Below are 16,005 nucleotides of genomic sequence, written 5' to 3'. Positions count from 1 at the left end.
CACCCCGGCCGCGCAGGACACCCCCGCCGCGCAGGACACCCCCGCCGCGCAGGACACCCCGGCCCCGCAGGACACCGCCGCCGAGGCCGCGACAGGGCCCGCCGCCGACCGCGCAGCACCGAAGAAGACCTCGGTGCTGCGCAGCGGCGCGCTCATGGCCGCCGGCTCGATCGTCTCCCGCGCCACCGGCTTCGTCCGCTCCGCCGTGATCGTCGCCGCGCTGGGCACCACCCTGCTCGGCGACGGCTACGCGGTCGCCAACACCGTCCCGAACATCCTGTACATCCTGCTCATCGGCGGCGCCCTCAACGCGGTCTTCGTCCCCGAGCTGGTCCGCGCCGCCAAGGAGCACGAGGACGGCGGCGCCGCCTACACCGACCGGCTGCTCACCGTCTGCACGGCCGCGCTGCTGGTCCTGACCGCCACCGCCGTACTGGCCGCCCCGCTCATCGTCTCGGCGTACACCGGCTACAGCGGCGGCCAGGAGTCCACCACCGTGGCCCTGGCCCGCTACTGCCTCCCCCAGATCCTCTTCTACGGGCTGTTCACCCTGCTCGGGCAAGTGCTCAACGCCCGCGGCCGGTTCGGGGCCATGATGTGGACCCCGGTCCTCAACAACCTCGTCGTCATCGCCGTGTTCGGGCTCTTCCTGTACGTCTCCCACGGCGCGACGGACGGCCTGAGCGCCTCCGAGACCCGGCTGCTGGGCATCGGCACCACCGCCGGCATCGTCGTGCAGGCCCTCGGCCTGATCCCCTCGCTGCGCGCCGCCCGCTTCCGCTGGCGCCCCCGCTTCGACTGGCGCGGCAGCGGGCTGGCCCGCCCGCTGCGCAACGCGGGCTGGCTCGTCCTGCTCGTCCTGACCAACCAGATCGCGTACTGGGTCGTCACCCGGCTCTCCACCGCCACCGGGCAGCGCGCCGTCGACGCGGGCCTCGCGGGCGGCGCCGGCTACACCGCCTACAGCAACGCCTACCTGCTGTGGATGGTCCCGCAGGGCATCATCACCGTCTCCCTCGTCACCGCCCTCATGCCCCGGATGAGCTCCTCCGCCACCGACGGCGACCTCGGGGCCGTGCGCAGGGACGTCTCCTACGCGCTGCGCTCCAGCGCGGCCTTGGTCGTCCCCGCCGCCGCGCTCTTCACCGCCCTCGCCCCCTGGGTGATCGGCAGCGTCTTCGAGTACGGCCGCACCGGCCCCGCCGACGTGGCCGTCATGGCCGGCATGCTCGCGGCCTTCGCACCCGGCCTGATCGCCTACTCCGCGCAGTACGTGCTCTCCCGCGGCTTCTACGCCCTCTCCGACACCCGGACCCCCTTCTTCCTCAACCTCACCATCGCCGCCCTCAACGCCGGGCTCTCGCTCGCCGCGTACCTGGTGCTGCCGCCGCGCTGGGCCGTCACCGGCATGGCCGCTGCCTGCTCGATCGCCTTCACCGCGGGCGCGGCCCTCACGGCGTACGTCCTGTCCCGGCGGCTCGGGCCGCGCACGGGGACCCGTACGCAGCGCAAGAACACCGCCGTACGGACCCACTTGCGGCTCCTCGCCGCCTGCACCCCGGCGGCCGCCGCCGGGTACGCGGCCGCACGCTCCGTCGACCGGTTCGGGCACCTCTCCGGGCCCCTCGGGAACTTCGCCGGAGTCGCGGCGGGAACCGCGGTGATCGTTCTCGTCGTCCTACTCCTCGCCCGCCCCCTGCGGCTCACGGAGATCACCGACCTGCTGGACTCCGTACGCCGCAAGACCGGCCGATAGGACAGGCCCGCGACCGGCCGTCCCCGGCCGGACCCGCTGCGGCCGCCGATATCGGCCGAAAGCGGGAGGGGACCGATCGACGATCCTGGAATACTGACCCGATGCCACGCGTACTGCTGATCGAGGACGACCCTTCCATCAGGGAGGGCGTGGGTCTCGGCCTGCGCCGCAGGGGCCACGACGTGAGCGCCGCCGAGACCGGCGAGGCCGGACTCGAACTCATGGCGAGCTTCCACCCCGAGCTCGTCCTGCTCGACCTCATGCTGCCCGGCATCAACGGGGTCCAGGTCTGCCGCCGGATCCGCGAGAACAGCCAGGTACCGATCATCATGCTCACCGCACGCGGGGACGACTTCGACATAGTCGTCGGCCTGGAGGCCGGAGCCGACGACTACATCGTCAAACCCGCCCGCACCGAGGTCATCGAAGCCCGCATCAAGGCCGTGCTGCGCCGCCTCAGCGAGCCCGCCGGCGGGCGCCCCGACGTGGAGTTCCACGGCGAGCTGGCCGTCGACCGCGCCGGGCTCACCGTCGCCAGGAACGGCGAGCGCCTCCCCCTGGCCCCCAGTGAGATCAAGCTCCTGCTGCACCTGTCGGCCTCGCCCGAGCAGGTCTTCTCCCGCCAGCAGCTCCTCGAATACGTGTGGGACCACAGCTACCACGCCGACGCCCGGCTGGTGGACGCCTGCGTACGCCGCCTGCGCCACAAGATCGAGGACCCCGACGGCGCCCCCCGCTACATACAGACCGTGCGCGGCTTCGGCTACCGCTTCGGCCCGCTGTAGGCGCCGAGCATGAGACGTTTCGCACCGCTGGGCCTGCGCACCCGGCTGATCGCCGCCTTCCTGCTGGTCGCCGCCATCTGCGCGGTGAGCACGGCCGCGCTCACCTACCAGCAGGCCCGCAACGCGATCCTCAAGCAGAGCCAGGACACCGCCGTCAGCACCCTGCGCGACCTGGTCGACTCCCAGTACACCCAACTGCCCATGGGGCAGGCGGAACTCCAGCGGCTCGTCGGGGAACTGGGCAAGCGCGGCCAGCCGCACCCCTGGATCGTCTACGGGGAGTACGGAAAGCTCCGCGCCAGCTCGAACCAGGGCGGCAAGACCGTCTCCCCCTCCGTCAGCGAACAGCTCCGCAGCCAGGTGACCGCCCATCCGCACGGGGCCTTCCAGCGCACGAAGGACCGGAGCGGCAACCTCTCCCTCGTCGTCGGCATGCCCGCCGTCTTCAAGTACAAGGAGGCCTACGAGAGCACCGGCGCCGTGTTCTACGCCGTCGTGCCCCTGGACACCGAGCAGACCACCGTCGAGGCCCTGGTCGCCGCCGCCAGAAGGGGCGCCGTACCGGGCCTGGCGATCGCCCTGATCCCCGCCCTGCTCGCGGCGCGCAGCGTCCTGAGGCCCGTACGGGACATGCGCAAGGCCGCCCAGCGGCTGGGCCGCGGCCGGCTCGACACCCGGATCGAGGTGCGCGGAGCCGACGAACTCGCCGGACTGGCCCGCACCTTCAACGAGACGGCCCGCGCCCTCGAACAGTCGGTCAGCGAACTCCGGGAGGCCGAGGCCCGCGCCCGCCGCTTCGCCGCCGACGTCTCCCACGAACTGCGCACCCCGCTCGCCGGGATGCTCGCCGTCACCGAGGTCCTCGACGAGGGCGCCGAGGAACTCGACGCCGACACCGCCAAGGCGCTGCGCCTGGTCAGCGCCGAGACGGAGAAGCTCGCGGTGCTCGTCGAGGACCTCATGGAGATCTCCCGCTTCGACGCCCGCGCCGCCGAGCTCAACCTCGACGAGGTCGACGTGGCCGAGGCCGTCACCAAGACCCTGGAACGCCGCCACTGGACCGACGGGCGGGTCAGCACCGACCTGCCCCCGGACGTCCGCGCCCTGCTCGACCCGCGCCGCTTCGACGTGGTCCTCGCCAACCTCGTGGGCAACGCCCTCAAACACGGCGGGACCCCGGTCCGCGTCTCGGTCCGCACCGAGGGCGGGCCCGAGGGGGAGCGGCTGCTCGTCGAGGTCGCCGACAGCGGGCCCGGCATCGCCCCCGAGGTGCTGCCGCACATCTTCGACCGGTTCTTCAAGGCCGACGCCGCCCGCACCCGCTCCACGGGCAGCGGCCTGGGCCTGGCCATCACCCTGGAGAACGTCCGCCTGCACGGCGGCACCCTGCACGCAGCCAACGCCCCCGGCGGCGGCGCCCTCTTCACCCTCGACATGCCGCTGGAGGCCCGCGTATGACCCGGGTGCGCAAGGCCGTGGCCGCGGCCGCGCTGACCGTCCCCCTGCTCCTCGCCACCGGCTGCGGCATCGCCACCAGCGGGGTCGTGGAGAGCGGCCGCGCCGGGACCGTGAAACTGGCCACCGCGCCGGATCCGGGCCTGCTGTACTTCATCGCGCCCGACGGCGCGCTCGTCCCGGTCCCGGTCTCCGACCGGATGCAGCGGTCGGACGCCGGCTTCACCATCGGGGAGCTGCTGGAGGGGCCGAACGAGGCCGCGCGGGAGGCCGGTCTGACCAGCGAGATCCCGGTGCCGGACGCCAAGAACCCGTTCGGCCCGGACTACGCCCGGGCGGGCGTCAAGTCCTTCGGCGACGGGAAGACCCTGCGCGTCGTGCTGCCCGTCCCGGTCGAGCCGCTGTCCGGCCCGGCCCGGCGCCAACTGGCGTGCACGGCCCTGGCGGCGGTGACCACCAGGCCGGCCCCCGAGATCCTCCTCATCGGCTCCGACGGCAAGGAGCAGAACGCCGTGTGCGAGGTCAGGCCGGAGGACTGAGCCCGGCCGGGGCGCGCGGGACGGCAGGCCCGGCCCCCGCTCCCGCGCGGCCCCTTGCGGGCCGGGGCCGGTCCCCGCCGCCGTGTGGCCCCTTGCGGGCAGGGTCCCGTCCCCGCCACCGTGTGGCGCATGGACCAAGGACCGGCCCCCGACGTCTTCGACCCGCGCCTCTACGCCGAAGGCGTCCCGTACGAGCGCTACCGGCTGCTGCGCGACCACCACCCGGTGGCCTGGCAGCGCGAGCCGGAGGTGCTCGGCTGGCCCGCCGGCCCCGGCTTCTGGGCCGTCACCCGGCACGCCGACGTGGTCCGGGTGCTGCGCGACCACCGCACGTACTCCTCGCACCTGGGCGCCACCCAGATCCGCGACCCCGACCCGGCCGACCTGCCCTTCCTGCGGCGCACCATGCTCAACCAGGATCCCCCCGAGCACGGGACCCTGCGCCGGACCGTGGCACGCGCCTTCACCCCGGCCCGCGTCGACGCCTTCGCCGCCCGGGTCCGCGGCCGCGCCCGTACGCTGCTGCGCGCCGCCCGCGACGGCGCCGAGGACGGGGCCGCCGACCTGGTGCGCACCGTCACCGACGAGTACGCGCTGCTGAACCTCACCGACCTGCTGGGCGTTCCGGCCGCGGACCGGGGGCTGCTGCTGGAGTGGACCGTACGGATCATCGGCTACCAGGATCCCGAGGACGCCCCGGCTCCGCTGCCGGGCCCCGACGGGAAGCCGCTCAACCCGCGCTCACCGGCGCTGCTGGGGGAGATGTTCGCGTACGCCCGCGAACTGGCCGCCCACAAAAGGGCCCACCCGGGCGACGACGTGATGACCGCCCTCGCGCTCGCCGGACTTCAGGACGCGGAGCTGGAGATGTTCTTCTTCCTGCTCACCGTCGCGGGCAACGACACCGTGCGCAGCGCCGCACCGGGCGGGCTGCTCGCCCTGGCCCGCGACCCGGACGCCTACGCCGGACTCGCGGACGGCCGGGCCCCGTTGGACCGGGCGGTGGAGGAACTCCTGCGCGTGCACCCGCCGGTGCTGAGCTTCAGGCGCACCGCCGCCGCCGACACCGAGCTCGCCGGGCAGCCGATCCGGGCCGGCGACAAGGTGGTGGTCTTCCACGCGTCCGCCAACCACGACGAGCGGGTCTTCGCCGACCCCGGCCGCCTCGACCTCGGCCGCGCCCCCAACCCGCACGTCTCCTTCGGGGACGGCCCGCACGTGTGCCTGGGCGCGCACTTCGCCCGGCTCCAGCTGCGGGTCCTCTACGAGGAGTGGCGCACGGTGATGCCCGCACCGGAACTCGCGGGCCAGCCGCGCCGGTTGGTGTCGAACTTCATCAACGGGATCACACGGCTGCCGCTGCGGGTGTCCGGGCCGGCCGGGTGACATCGGCGATCAGTTCCGTCACGTCGGGGCCGTAGGCGTCGGAGTTGATCACCTTCAGCAGGAGGCAGAAGGAGTCGTGGCCGTACTTCCCGGCCAGCTTGTGGTGGTTCCTGGCCAGGTAGCGGGCCGCGGCCTGATTGCTGACGGCGGTCTGCCCGCACAGCAGGAACACGGGCCGGGAGCCCGGTCCGGCGGTCAGCCGGGCGAGCAGCACGTGCTCGACGAGCCCCTTCTCCCAGCGGTACGTCTCGCCGCCGACGGTGATCGCCCCGCGGTCCGGTACGGGATCGCTGGAGACGATGATCTGCACCCCGGGGAGCATGGAGCCCAGGTGCGCCGTCGTCCGGGAGTTGGAGGACGGCCCGCCCACGCAGAACTCGGCCCGCTCGCCGAAGCCCTGCCGGGCTCCGTCGTGGGTGACGATCTGGACGTTCGCCCCGCAGTCCTTGATCAGGGCGGATATCTCCAGCAGGGCGAAGGCGTCGTTGCGGTGCAGGGAGGAATCGGTGCCGCCCATCTGCCGGTTGACCACGAACAGACAGTCGGAACCGGTCGGCAGCCCGAAGAAGGCCTGCTTGCGGCGGAGCGTGCGGCGCCACAAGTAGGTCCGGGCGAACCAGCCGAAACCGCCGCTGATGGCAGTGGCCGCCACCCCCAGTACGAGATTGCGCACGTCGTCGTTCATGGCGCGGATGGTAGCCGGGGTTGCGCCGTCCTGACGCGGGGGGTGCGGTGAAGTTACAGTGCCGGACTCAGGCCTGGGCCAGGGGGGCCGACAGGCCGTCGACTGGAGGTACGGATGCGTCGTCCCGCCGCAGCACGTCAGTTAGCGCTCCTCGCACTCACCGGTGCGCTCGTCTCCACCGGCGCCGCCGCCCCGCCGTCCGCGCCGGGGGCTCCGGAGAAGGTGCCGGTCGCCACCGGTTACGGCGGGGCCGTCGCCAGCGTCGACGCCGACGCCAGCGCGGCCGGCATCGCCGTCCTGCGCTCCGGAGGCAACGCCGTGGACGCCGCCGTCGCCACGGCCGCCGCGCTCGGGGTCACCGAGCCGTACTCCGCCGGCATCGGCGGGGGCGGCTACTTCGTGTACTACGACGCCCGCTCCGGCCGGGTGCGCACCATCGACGGCCGCGAGACCGCCCCGGCGAGCGCCACCGCCGCGCTGTTCCAGGAGAACGGCCTGCCCATCCCCTTCGCCGAGGGCCAGACCAGCGGCCTCGGCGTCGGAGTCCCCGGCACCCCGGCGACCTGGCAGAGCGCGCTGGAGTCCTGGGGCACCCGCCCGCTCGGCCAACTCCTGGGGCCCGCCGAGAAGCTGGCCCGCGAGGGCTTCGCCGTGGACTCCACCTTCCGGGCCCAGACCGCGCTCAACGAGGCCCGGTTCCGGGACTTCCCCGACACGAGGGAGCTCTTCCTGCCCGGTGGGGCCCTCCCGGTGGTCGGTTCCACCTTCAAGAACCCGGACCTGGCCGCCACTTACGCCGAGCTCGGCCGCAAGGGCGCGGGCGCGCTCTACCGGGGCCGGCTGGCCGAGGACATCGTCCGGGCCGTGCGCACGCCCCCGGTGGACCCGGCCGCCACCCGCGTGGTCCGCTCCGGCGATCTGACCACCGCAGACCTGCGCGCGTACGCGACCAAGCGGCAGGACCCGACCCGGGTCGGCTACCGCGGCCTGGACGTGTACAGCATGGCCCCGTCCTCCTCCGGCGGCACCACCGTCGGGGAGGCGCTGAACATCCTGGAGCGCAGCGACCTCGGTTCGCTCACCGAAGCCCAGTACCTGCACCGGTTCATCGAGGCCTCCCGGATCTCCTTCGCCGACCGGGGCCGCTGGGTCGGCGACCCGGCCGCCGAGGACGTGCCCACGAAGGAGCTGCTCTCGCAGCGGTACGCGGACACGCGCGGCTGCCTCATCGACCCGGCCAAGGCGCTGACCAGCCCGCTGGCTCCCGGCGATCCCCGTAACCCGGTCGCGTGCGGCGGCTCCGGGCAGGCCGCCCCGACCACCTACGAGGGGGAGAACACCACGCACCTGACCGTCGCCGACCGCTGGGGCAACGTGGTCTCCTACACGCTGACCATCGAGTCGACCGGCGGCAGCGCCATCACCGTCCCGGGACGCGGCTTCCTGCTCAACAACGAGCTGACGGACTTCTCCTTCGCCCCGGCCGCAGCCGGAGTCCCCGACCCCAACCTGCCGGGCCCCGGCAAGCGGCCGCGCTCCTCGATGTCCCCGACCATCGTGCTGGAGCACGGGCGCCCGGTGCTGGCGCTGGGCTCCCCGGGCGGGGCGACCATCATCACCACGGTGCTCCAGACCCTGACCGGGCACCTGGACCGCGGACTGCCGCTGGTGGAGGCCATCGCCGCGCCGCGGGCCAGCCAGCGCAACCAGACCACCACCGAACTGGAGCCGGGCCTGTGGAACAGCCCGGTCCGCGCCGAGCTGGAGGCCCTGGGGCAGGGCTTCCGGCAGAACCCTGAGATCGGCGCGGCCACCGGGGTCCAGCGGCTGCCCGACGGGCGGTGGCTGGCCGCGGCCGAGACGACCCGGCGGGGCGGCGGCTCGGCGATGGTGGTGCACCCGAGGGGGGAGCGGTAGCCCTTACAGGGCGGTGAGGATCCTCGGGCCGGCGGCGGTGATCGCGACCGTGTGCTCGGAGTGCGATGCGCGGCTGCCGTCGACGGTCCGCAGGGTCCAGCCGTCGGCGTCGCAGGCGTAGTCGTCGGTGCCGCCCGCGATCAGCATCGGCTCGATCGCGATCACCATGCCGGCGCGCAGCTTCGTACCCTGCCCGGCCGGGCCCTCGTTGGGCACGCCCGGCTCCTCGTGCATGGAGCGTCCGACGCCGTGGCCGCCGAAGCCGTCGGGGATTCCGTACCCGGCGGCGCGGCAGACGCTGCCGATGGCATGGGCGATGTCGCCGACGCGGTTGCCGGGCCGGGCGGCGGCGATGCCCGCCGCGAGGGCCGCCTCGGAGGTCGCGATGAGGTGCAGGTCGGCGGGGCGGGCCCGGCCCACGGTGAAGCTGACGGCCGCGTCGCCGACCCAGCCGTCCAGCTTCGCGCCGCAGTCGATGCTGACCAGATCGCCGTCGCCCAGCCGGTAGTCGTTCGGGATGCCGTGCACGATCGCGTCGTTGACGGAGGCGCAGATGACGGCCGGGAAGGGGACCGGCGCGAACCGCGGCCGGTAGCCGAGGAAGGGCGAGCTCGCACCGGCCTCACGGAGCACCTCGCGCGCGACCAGGTCGAGCTCCAGCAGGGACACCCCCACGGCGGCCCGGTCCCGGACGGCGGCGAGGGCCTGCGCGACGACTCGGCCGGCGGCGCGCATCCGGTCGATCGATCGGTCTGTCTTCAGTTCCATCATGCCAATAACTATACCGGTATAACTGTAACGGGATACTTATTGGTTTCCGGGGTAGGATGAGGTCATGGTCCGTACCCCCCTCACCCCCGAAGAGCGCGAGCGCGGCGAGCGGCTGGGCGCCCTGTTGCGCACGGCCCGCGGTGGCCGCAGCATGGTCGAGGTCGCGGCCAGTGCCGGGCTCTCCGCCGAGACCCTCCGCAAGATCGAGACCGGCCGGGCCCCGACCCCGGCCTTCTTCACCGTCGCCGCCCTCGCCGGGGCCCTGGGGCTGTCCCTGGACGAAGTGATGCGGCGCTGCGCCCTCGTGCCCGTGTGAAGTCCGGGTCCGCGAGTGGGCCGCGGCCGTTCGGCCGCCGGGCCCGCCATCCGGCGTGCCGTTAGGGCGGGCCCGGCGGCCGAACGGCCCAATCGGCGGTGGGAGGGCCGGGGCGCGGGGCAAGCGTGAAGGCGTGTCAGACATGAACGCATCCGCATCCAAGCGACTCGGCCTCGGACTCGTGGGCGCCCTCCTCGCGGGCGGCCTGCTGCTCGCGGCGTGCGCCGCCCCCGAGGGCCGGGCCCACGCCAAGGACCCGGGCGACGTGGTCTTCCGCCACCCGGGCGTCGTCGTCAGCCACACCCGGCTCCAGCACGCGAAGCAGATGGTCGCCGCCGGCAAGGAGCCGTGGAGCTCGGCGTACCGGGCGCTCCTCGCGAGCCGCTACGCCTCCCTCGACTACCAGCCGCACCCGGCCGGCGTGGTGCCCTGCCCCTTCGACTCGGGGCCGCAGTCCTGCCTCGACGAACGGCAGGACGCGATCGCCGCGTACACCCACGCCCTGCTGTGGTCGGTGAACGGCAAGGCCTCCCACGCGCGCAAGGCCGTGCAGATCATGGACGGATGGTCGGCCGTGATGAAGCGCCACGCCGAGGACAACGCCGGCCTCCAGGCCGCCTGGTCCGGCTCCACCTGGGCGCGCACCGCCGAGATCATCCACGCCGACTACCCGAGCTGGGGGGACGAGCGGGTCGCCCGCTTCAAGGAGATGCTGCGCACGGCCTACCTCCCGGCCGTCCGCGCGCAGGTGCCGGCGTACAACGGCAACTGGGAGCTCGCCATGACCGACGCCGCCCTCGGCATCTCCGTCTTCCTGGAGGACCAGGCCGTCTTCCGGGAGTCCCTGGAGCGGTTCCGCGAGCGCGTCCCCGCGTACTTCTACCTCGAGCGGGACGGCGCGCACCCGCTCGCCCCGCCGCGCACCGGCATCGACTCGCCGGACAAGGTCGCGTCGTACTGGTTCGGCCAGGGGACGTACGCCGACGGCATCGCCCAGGAGACCTGCCGCAACCTCATGCACGTCGGCTACGCCCTCGCGGCGTCCGCGCACATCGCGGAGACGGCCTGGCACCAGGGCATCGACCTGTACGGGGAGCAGGGCGAGCGGCTCCGGGCGGCACTGGAGTTCCACGCGAAGTACCAGCTGGGGGAAGAGGCCCCCGGGTGGCTGTGCGGCGGCAAGCTGGAGCGCACGATGGGCCCCGACCTGGAAGTGGCGCTCCAGCACTACGCGGTGCGGACGGGCGCGAAACTCCCGTACACCCGCGAGCTGGTCGAGAAGACGCGGCCGGCCGGGACGGACGACCTGTTCGTGGCGTGGGAGACCCTCACCCACGGGGAGAGCTAGCACGCCCCTTTCGGATCGTGCCGGGCGATGCCGCTGACGGGCCGGTGCCGCTGGCGGGCCGCGTAGGGTCGGGGGCATGACGATCGAGGAACTGGGCCGAGCGAGGTACGTCAGTCTCACCACCTTCCGCAAGGACGGCACCGCGGTGGCCACGCCCGTGTGGGCCGTGGTGGACGGCGGCGAGCTGTACGTGTGGACGCGCAACGACGCGTGGAAGGTGAAGCGGATCCGCAACAACGGGCGGGTCACCGTCGTGCCCTGTGACGTACGCGGACGGGTCGCCGACGGGGCCGTCGCGGTCGAGGGCGAGGCGCGGCTGCTCGACGAGGCGGGGCTGAAGCGGGTGCGGAAGCTGATGACGCGCAAGTACAAGTGGCAGTTCTGGATGCTGGACGTGCCGGCCGCCCTGGTCCGGCGCGAGCGCCCTCACACCGCGATCGCGGTCACGCTTGCCCCGCCCGCCGTCTAGCTTTGAGACTCCTGTAGCCCGCCCGTAACACGGGTGGGATCCAATGCGGGGATGGAGACCGCGACTTCGCAGGTGATCGGCCAACTCTCCGGATACATGCGGGGATTGACGCAGCGACTGGATCCAGGGACAGGCTGGTACGGGGAGTTCCTGCGGCGGGACCCGGAGGGGATGCGGGCCTGTCTGGACGGAGCCGCGATGCCCCCGTGGGACGTACTGGAGTCCCTGCTCGGGGACTTGGCGGTGTCGACGGGTCCGGTGGCGCTCGCGCGGGAGACCCGGTACGCGGCCGGGCTGCGGGCCGCGGCCGTAGGCGTCTGGGACCGGCTGCCCGGCGGGGTCGAGGAATTGCGCACGCTGCTCGCTTCGGCCGCCGAGCAGCGGGCCCGGGCCCGGGCGGCCCTGCGCGCGCTGTCGGCGCGGCTGGCGGAAACGACGGACCGGGCGGAGGCGGAGGCCCTGTCCCGGGAACTCTCCTGGACCCGGGACGACGACGCCCGCGCGACCGCCCGCCACGAGGACCTGACGACCCGCCTGGAGGCGGTGGCCCCGACTCCGGCGTCGACCCGGGCTTCCGGCCGGCCCGGGTACCCGTCGCCGGCACGGCCGGAGCCCCTGAACGGGGTGCCCGCACAGCGCACCGCGACCTCGCCGGGCGCGGTGTGGCCGGGGCCGCGGGACGGGATGCGGGAGGACGCGCAGGCGGAGTCCCGCGACGCGGCGTGGGGCGAGGCGCCCGCGGAGGCCCGGGGGGCGACCTCGGGCACGGCTTCGGACACGACCCCGGACGCGATGGCGGGCCCGGTGCCGGAAGGGGCGGCGGCCCCGGTCGGGCGGGCCGAGGGGCGGTGGCTGCGCGGCACGCGGCGCAGCGGCGGAGCCCGCTACGCGGGTGCGGCCGCGCCCGAAGCCCCGGCGGTCACCACGCCCCCGGGGCAGCCGTCCTCCGTCACGCCCCTGCGCGGCGCCCGCTTCGGGCTGCCCTCCCGCCCGGCGGCGGCCGAACCCGACCCGGCGGGGGAGCCGGTGCCGGAACAGGACGCTTCGGCAGGCGTGGCCGGGCAGGGGAGCCCGACCCCGGGAACCCGGTACGAGCCCGCCCGCCCGGGCTCCGAAGGGCCGGGCCCCGGGCAGGCGTCCGCGGCTTCGGGCCAGGGCGGCTACGCCGGGTCCGGGCGGATGGGCGGTCATCCCGGGGCCGGGACCGTAGACGGCCATCCCGGGTCCGGGACCGCAGACGGCCATCCCGGGGCCGGGCTCGCGGGCGGTCATCCCGGGGCCGGGACCGCAGACGGCCATCCCGGGGCCGGGCTCGCGGGCGGCCATCCCGGGGCCGGGCCCGCCGATGGGCACCTCGGATCCGGGCGTACGGGCGGGTATCCCGCAGCCGGGCCCGCAGCCCGGCCTCTCGGGTCCGGGGCGTCGGCCGAGGCCGCCTGGAGCCCGGCTTCCGGTCGGCCGGGCGGTGACTCCGGCTCGTCGGGCCAGGGCGGACGCCCGCCCGGCACCCCGGCCTGGAGCGCGGGATACGCCCCCGCCGCCGACCCGGGGTCGCGGCCCCACCCGCAGGGCGAGCCCACCCCGTGGCAGGACCGGGCCCGCGCCGGCGGAGCGCCCGCGGACTCCGCCCAGTGGCCCGGCTCCGCACCCGGCTCCGCACCCGGCTCCGCCCCCGGTTCTGGCCCCGCCTCCGCCCCCGGCTCCACCGCCGGAGGCGACCCGCACGGCGTGCCCGCCCCGTGGGCCGGGGCTCCCGGTGGCGGCTTCGTGGCGGGGCTCGTGGCCTTGCGGGGGCAGGGGCGGAGCGGTGAGGCGCACGTGCTGCTCTGCGAGGCGGCCGCCGGGCCCGCCGAGCGGCTGCTCGGACTGGGGGAGGAGCTGCGACGGGCGGGCCTGGCGGCGGACTGGGCCACCCTGCTCTGGGAGGCGGCCTCGCTGCCGCCCGCCCGGTTCGCCGCGGCCGCCGCCGCGCTCGGGCCGGCCGACCGCGACGCCCTGCTGCGCCAGGGCGCGGCCCGCCCGGCCGCCGAGATCGCCGAGGCCGCCCTCGTGCTCGCGGAGGCCGGGCACGCCCAGGAGGCGGACGCGCTGCTCGCCGCCTTCGTCCGGGTCCGCACCGCGGAGGAGTCGGCCCGGCTCGCGCGCCGGGACCCCCGGTGGTTCGCGCCCCGGCTGCTCCGCGCGGCCGAAGCCCTCTCGGGGGCTCATCACCGTGACCTGTTGCACGCCCTTCGAGTCGCGAATCTGCCCGTCGCCTGACCGGAATCGACCACGTGGCGACGTAACTCCTGCGTTTGCTGATCGACTACTCCAACCGCGCAAGGCGGTCTTGCCCCGGGCCTGGCCGAGGCCTACCTTCAACTCCCTACGCGCAGCCGTCGTACACCCTCTACGTGCGTAGAAGCCGGCGTACCCGTCGCGAGGAGCAGCTCATGGCCCAAGTCGTCCGCGCCGCAATCGTCCAGGCCACCTGGACCGGAGACACCGAGTCGATGATCGCCAAACACGAGGAGCACGCCCGGCGGGCCGCCGCGCAGGGCGCGAAGATCATCGGCTTCCAGGAAGTCTTCAACGCCCCCTACTTCTGCCAGGTCCAGGAGCCCGAGCACTACCGCTGGGCAGAGGCCGTCCCCGACGGCCCCACCGTCCGGCGGATGCAGGCCCTCGCCCGCGAGACCGGCATGGTGATCGTCGTACCGGTCTTCGAGCTGGAGTCCGAGGGCTTCTACTACAACACCGCCGCGGTCATCGACGCCGACGGCAGCTACCTCGGCAAGTACCGCAAGCACCACATCCCGCAGGTCCGGGGCTTCTGGGAGAAGTACTACTTCCGCCCGGGCAACCTCGGCTTCCCCGTCTTCGACACCGCCGTCGGCCGGATCGGCGTCTACATCTGCTACGACCGGCACTTCCCGGAGGGCTGGCGCGAACTAGGCCTCAACGGCGCCCAGTTGGTCTACAACCCCTCCGCCACCTCCCGTGGGCTCTCCGGGTACCTGTGGCAGCTGGAGCAGCCCGCCTCCGCCGTCGCCAACGAGTACTTCGTCGCCGCCATCAACCGCGTCGGCCAGGAGGAGTACGGCGACAACGACTTCTACGGCACCAGCTACTTCGTCGACCCGCGCGGCCGGTTCGTCGGGGAGGTCGCCAGCGACAAGGAAGAGGAACTCCTCGTCCGCGACCTCGACTTCGACCTCATCAAGGAGGTTCGCGACCAGTGGGCCTTCTACCGCGACCGCCGCCCCGACGCCTACGGAGGACTCGTACAGCCGTGACCAACCCGATCCCCCTGCACAGCCGGCACCGCTCCGTCCTGCCCGACTGGCTCGCGCTCTACTACGACCGTCCCCTCGAACTCACCCACGGAGAGGGCCGCCACGTCTGGGACGCGGACGGCAACCGCTACCTGGACTTCTTCGGCGGCATCCTCACCACGATGACCGCCCACGCCCTGCCCGAGGTCACCAAGGCCGTCTCCGAACAGGCCGGGCGGATCATCCACTCCTCCACCCTCTATCTCAACCGCCCGATGATCGAACTGGCCGAGCGCGTCTCGGCGTTGTCCGGCATCCCCGACGCCCGGGTCTTCTTCACCACCTCCGGCACCGAGGCCAACGACACCGCCCTGCTGCTCGCGACGACGTACCGCCGCTCCAACCAGATCCTGGCGATGCGCAACAGCTACCACGGCCGGTCCTTCTCCACCGTCTCGATCACCGGCAACCGCGGCTGGTCCCCGACCAGCCTCTCGCCGCTCCAGACGTACTACGTCCACGGCGCGGTCCGCACCCGGGGCCCCTTCGCCCACCTCGACGACACCGCCTTCACCGCCGCGGCCGTCGCCGACCTGGAAGACGTGCTCGGCCAGGCGCGCGGCGGAGTCGCCGCGCTCATCGCCGAACCGGTGCAGGGCGTGGGCGGGTTCACCTCGCCTCCCGACGGGCTCTACGGCTCCTTCCGCAAGGTCCTCGACCGGCACGGCATCCTCTGGATCAGCGACGAGGTGCAGACCGGCTGGGGCCGTACCGGCGACCACTTCTGGGGCTGGCAGGCCCACGCCCAGAACGGCCCGCCGGACATCATCACCTTCGCCAAGGGCATCGGCAACGGCATGTCCATCGGCGGGGTCGTGGCCCGCGCCGAGGTGATGAACTGCCTCGACTCCAACTCCATCTCCACCTTCGGCGGTTCCCCGGTCACCATGGCCGCCGGCGTCGCCAACCTCGCCTACCTCCTCGAACACGACCTCCAGGGCAACGCCCGCCGCGTCGGCGGCCTGCTGCTGGAGCGGCTGCGGGCCATCGCCGCGACCGTGCCCGCCGTACGGGAAGTGCGCGGCCGGGGCCTGATGGCCGGCCTGGAGCTGACGAAACCCGGCACCGACCAGGCCGACCCGGACGCGGCCGCCGCCGTACTGGAGGCCGCCCGGGCGGGCGGCCTGCTGCTCGGCAAGGGCGGCGGGTACAACACCAGCGTGCTGCGCATCGCGCCGCCGCTCTCCCTCACCGTCGCCGAGGCGGAAGAGGGCGCCGAGATCCTCGCCGAGGCCCTCAGAAGCCTCAACTAACACCGGGGGAG

The 16,005-nt window shown here is 74.0% G+C and carries 14 protein-coding genes; 12 read left to right on the top strand and 2 right to left on the bottom strand.

From position 1 onward, the window contains the following. Positions 1 to 133 precede the first annotated feature (133 nt). The 5 genes from murJ (at position 134) to OHA37_RS06990 (ending at position 5,921) form a co-directional block, all read left to right on the top strand. Positions 134 to 1,756 (top strand): murein biosynthesis integral membrane protein MurJ, encoded by a 1,623-nt coding sequence (murJ, locus tag OHA37_RS07010; protein ID WP_266912569.1) that lies wholly within the window; start codon positions 134 to 136, stop codon positions 1,754 to 1,756. 101 nt (positions 1,757 to 1,857) lie between these two features. Beyond that, positions 1,858 to 2,541 (top strand): response regulator transcription factor, encoded by a 684-nt coding sequence (locus OHA37_RS07005; protein ID WP_266903471.1) that lies wholly within the window; start codon positions 1,858 to 1,860, stop codon positions 2,539 to 2,541. Positions 2,542 to 2,550: 9 nt separating this feature from the next. Beyond that, the gene (locus OHA37_RS07000) at positions 2,551 to 3,999 is read left to right on the top strand and encodes a sensor histidine kinase (RefSeq protein ID WP_266903470.1); all 1,449 of its coding nucleotides are present in this window, start codon (positions 2,551 to 2,553) and stop codon (positions 3,997 to 3,999) included. Continuing rightward, positions 3,996 to 4,535, top strand: a complete 540-nt coding sequence (locus tag OHA37_RS06995) for a hypothetical protein (RefSeq protein ID WP_266903469.1) — start codon at positions 3,996 to 3,998, stop codon at positions 4,533 to 4,535. The genes OHA37_RS07000 and OHA37_RS06995 overlap by 4 nt, the downstream gene beginning before the upstream one ends. A gap of 129 nt (positions 4,536 to 4,664) precedes the next feature. After that, positions 4,665 to 5,921 carry a cytochrome P450 gene (locus OHA37_RS06990; protein WP_266903468.1) on the top strand — a complete coding sequence of 419 codons (1,257 nt, stop codon included), beginning with the start codon at positions 4,665 to 4,667 and terminating at the stop codon, positions 5,919 to 5,921. Here the strand turns inward: OHA37_RS06990 and OHA37_RS06985 are convergent. Continuing rightward, positions 5,881 to 6,606, bottom strand: coding sequence for a hypothetical protein (locus OHA37_RS06985; protein WP_266903467.1), 726 nt, complete (start codon positions 6,604 to 6,606; stop codon positions 5,881 to 5,883). The genes OHA37_RS06990 and OHA37_RS06985 overlap by 41 nt on opposite strands. 114 nt (positions 6,607 to 6,720) lie before the next feature. On the opposite strand from OHA37_RS06985, the gene ggt reads away from it, so the two are divergent. Beyond that, positions 6,721 to 8,523, top strand: a complete 1,803-nt coding sequence (gene ggt, locus OHA37_RS06980) for a gamma-glutamyltransferase (RefSeq protein ID WP_266903466.1) — start codon at positions 6,721 to 6,723, stop codon at positions 8,521 to 8,523. 3 nt (positions 8,524 to 8,526) lie between these two features. Here the strand turns inward: ggt and map are convergent, their stop codons facing one another. Further along, positions 8,527 to 9,294, bottom strand: coding sequence for a type I methionyl aminopeptidase (gene map, locus OHA37_RS06975; RefSeq protein WP_266903465.1), 768 nt, complete (start codon positions 9,292 to 9,294; stop codon positions 8,527 to 8,529). Between the two features lie 64 nt (positions 9,295 to 9,358). On the opposite strand from map, the gene OHA37_RS06970 reads away from it, so the two are divergent. The 6 genes from OHA37_RS06970 (at position 9,359) to OHA37_RS06945 (ending at position 15,994) form a co-directional block, all read left to right on the top strand. Continuing rightward, positions 9,359 to 9,610 carry a helix-turn-helix domain-containing protein gene (locus OHA37_RS06970; protein WP_243339177.1) on the top strand — a complete coding sequence of 84 codons (252 nt, stop codon included), beginning with the start codon at positions 9,359 to 9,361 and terminating at the stop codon, positions 9,608 to 9,610. Between the two features lie 142 nt (positions 9,611 to 9,752). Continuing rightward, positions 9,753 to 10,958 (top strand): alginate lyase family protein, encoded by a 1,206-nt coding sequence (locus OHA37_RS06965; protein ID WP_266903464.1) that lies wholly within the window; start codon positions 9,753 to 9,755, stop codon positions 10,956 to 10,958. 76 nt (positions 10,959 to 11,034) lie between these two features. Continuing rightward, positions 11,035 to 11,427, top strand: coding sequence for a PPOX class F420-dependent oxidoreductase (locus OHA37_RS06960; protein WP_266903463.1), 393 nt, complete (start codon positions 11,035 to 11,037; stop codon positions 11,425 to 11,427). 51 nt (positions 11,428 to 11,478) lie between these two features. Continuing rightward, complete coding sequence (locus tag OHA37_RS06955; RefSeq protein WP_266903462.1) at positions 11,479 to 13,686, top strand: hypothetical protein; 2,208 nt, start codon at positions 11,479 to 11,481, stop codon at positions 13,684 to 13,686. 173 nt (positions 13,687 to 13,859) lie between these two features. Beyond that, positions 13,860 to 14,702, top strand: coding sequence for a nitrilase-related carbon-nitrogen hydrolase (locus tag OHA37_RS06950; RefSeq protein WP_266903461.1), 843 nt, complete (start codon positions 13,860 to 13,862; stop codon positions 14,700 to 14,702). Next, positions 14,699 to 15,994, top strand: coding sequence for an aspartate aminotransferase family protein (locus OHA37_RS06945; RefSeq protein WP_266903460.1), 1,296 nt, complete (start codon positions 14,699 to 14,701; stop codon positions 15,992 to 15,994). The genes OHA37_RS06950 and OHA37_RS06945 overlap by 4 nt, the downstream gene beginning before the upstream one ends. The last annotated feature ends 11 nt before the right edge of the window (positions 15,995 to 16,005 follow it).

It is taken from the genome of Streptomyces sp. NBC_00335, from assembly GCF_036127095.1.
In the GTDB taxonomy this organism is placed as follows: Bacteria; Actinomycetota; Actinomycetes; order Streptomycetales; family Streptomycetaceae; genus Streptomyces.
This window is presented reverse-complemented; position numbering and strand designations above follow the sequence as displayed.